The sequence below is a fragment of the Desulfocicer vacuolatum DSM 3385 genome, from assembly GCF_900176365.1.
GTDB classification, from domain to species: domain Bacteria; phylum Desulfobacterota; class Desulfobacteria; order Desulfobacterales; family Desulfobacteraceae; genus Desulfocicer; species Desulfocicer vacuolatum.
The window spans coordinates 1-1,935 of record NZ_FWXY01000066.1 but is presented as its reverse complement, the minus strand read 5'-3'; the positions used below and the strand labels follow the sequence as shown (position 1 = coordinate 1,935).

Annotated in this window: 3 protein-coding genes; 2 read left to right on the top strand and 1 reads right to left on the bottom strand. The window is 42.5% G+C overall.

Features of this window, described 5'->3' with window-relative positions:
• Positions 1-474, top strand: a 474-nt coding sequence (locus B9A32_RS20875; protein ID WP_269749055.1) for a reverse transcriptase domain-containing protein, incomplete at its 5' end; no start/stop codon positions are given.
• A 279-nt stretch (positions 475-753) separates the two neighbouring features.
• The gene (locus B9A32_RS20870) at positions 754-1,437 is read left to right on the top strand and encodes a group II intron maturase-specific domain-containing protein (RefSeq protein WP_232367258.1); all 684 of its coding nucleotides are present in this window, start codon (positions 754-756) and stop codon (positions 1,435-1,437) included.
• A gap of 85 nt (positions 1,438-1,522) precedes the next feature.
• Here the strand turns inward: B9A32_RS20870 and B9A32_RS21225 are convergent, their stop codons facing one another.
• Entirely contained in the window at positions 1,523-1,726 is a 204-nt protein-coding gene (locus tag B9A32_RS21225; protein ID WP_139795926.1) for a hypothetical protein, read from the bottom strand.
• Positions 1,727-1,935 lie beyond the last annotated feature (209 nt).

Genomic DNA, 1,935 nt, shown 5'->3' with positions numbered 1-1,935 from the left:
CGTTCAGATTTATTTGAAGGGGCATATGTTCCTTCTCCTGTTCTCAGGGTGGAAATACCAAAACCCGATGGCAGTAAGCGTCCTCTTGGTATTCCAACAGTGCTGGATAGAGTCATCCAGCAATCAATAGCCCAGGTCATGGGGCTAATATTTGATCCCTTGTTTTCGGAATCAAGTTGCGGCTTTAGACCTGGTAGATCGGCCCATGATGGTGTCCGGCAGGTTAAACAATACATAGGGCAAGGCTTCAATGTAGCCATTGATACTGATTTGTCGAAATTTTTTGATAAAGTAAATCATGATGTCCTTATGTGTAGAGTTTCCCGCCAGATAAATGATAAGCGAGTGCTTAAGCTTATCGGTAAATATCTCAGGGCCGGTGTCATGGTTAACAACCGTCCCCAGGCTACGCCAACAGGCGTGCCCCAAGGCGGATTATGCAAAGCTTTGCATAAATCTCCTTATGCGAAGTAAGTTATTATGCAAAGTATTCAGTTGAAATGCGGATAAAACCTAAAGACAGGATTAAAATACTTTGCATAATACCCTGCAATATTATTCCAAAATTTTTAGTTTGAATTTATGAAAATACATGTTTCGATAAAAAATAATGCTAAAATATCTTACTTTTCTGGATCTCAGAGCGTTATTAACCTTAAATATTATGCAAAGAAAATAGACTTGAAATAATTTATTCATCAGGGATAGGAGCGTTTACTTTGCATAATATTTTACTTCGCATAAGGCGGCCCGTTGTCACCGCTGCTTGCGAATATCCTTCTTGATGACCTTGACAAGGAGTTGGAAAGACGTGACCACCGTTTTGTCCGCTACGCAGATGACTTTATCATTATGGTGAAGAGTCTGAGGGCTGGAAACCGGGTAATGGCCAGCATCAAAAGATTCCTTGAGCGTAAGCTTCGGCTTCAGGTCAACGAAAAGAAAAGCAAAGTAGCACCGGTGGGAGAATGCGGTTTTCTTGGTTTTGTGTTTGTACGCGGCAAAATCAGGTGGAGTGAGAAATCCTTTTTGGAATTTAAGCGGCGGTTACGTCAGTTTACCGGAAGGAGTTGGTTTGTCTCCATGGAGTACCGATATAAGAAGATGGCAGAATATATAAGGGGCTGGATGAACTATTACGGGATTTCGGAGTATTACCGACCCATTCCGGGAATAGATGAATGGCTCCGTCGACGGATACGGATGTGCTACTGGAAACAGTGGCGCTATACCCGTACCAAAGTTCGAAATCTTCTCAAACTGGGGACTTTCAAAAGGGAGGCCATCTTGACATCGCTCAGCCGCAAAGGGCCATGGCATTTGTCCAGAACCAAGGCAACACAAGCCGGTATGACCAATAATTGGCTGTCTGAGCAAGGACTAATATCTGTCAAAGAACAGTGGGTGAAAATTCATTACCCGGCCACGGCCCGGTAATTTTAATGAACCGCCCTATGCGGACCCGCTTGTGGGGTGGTGTGGGGGCTGGGGGATTAAAACCCCCGGCTACCCGATTAACTTTTTATGCTGCAAATTTTAGTTTTGGTGGATGTGCTGATTTATTAACTAATATATCAAATGAAACTTCTTGCACGAGATCGTTACCATCAGTGTAGAATATAGAAAGTATTGGCTCCTCAGGTATCTCACCTTGAAACTCAAATTGAATATTGAGAGTTTGTCCTCTTTGCCATGCTGCAATTTCACCGGGTATTAATTTAAGCATTTCATGGTCAAATTCAAAACGAATGTTTGTGACAGGGAATCCTAAATTTGTAGCTGTTGTATCAAAGTAACACTTTAAACCCGAACAAGTACTACCAACTCCGTTAAAAACAATTGCTAAGATGCAAATACTATAACGCCTAACCCCCAAATGAGTGACAAAATACTGTAACGCTCATTTTTAACAAACCCCGCCGCCTTATCCCGCCT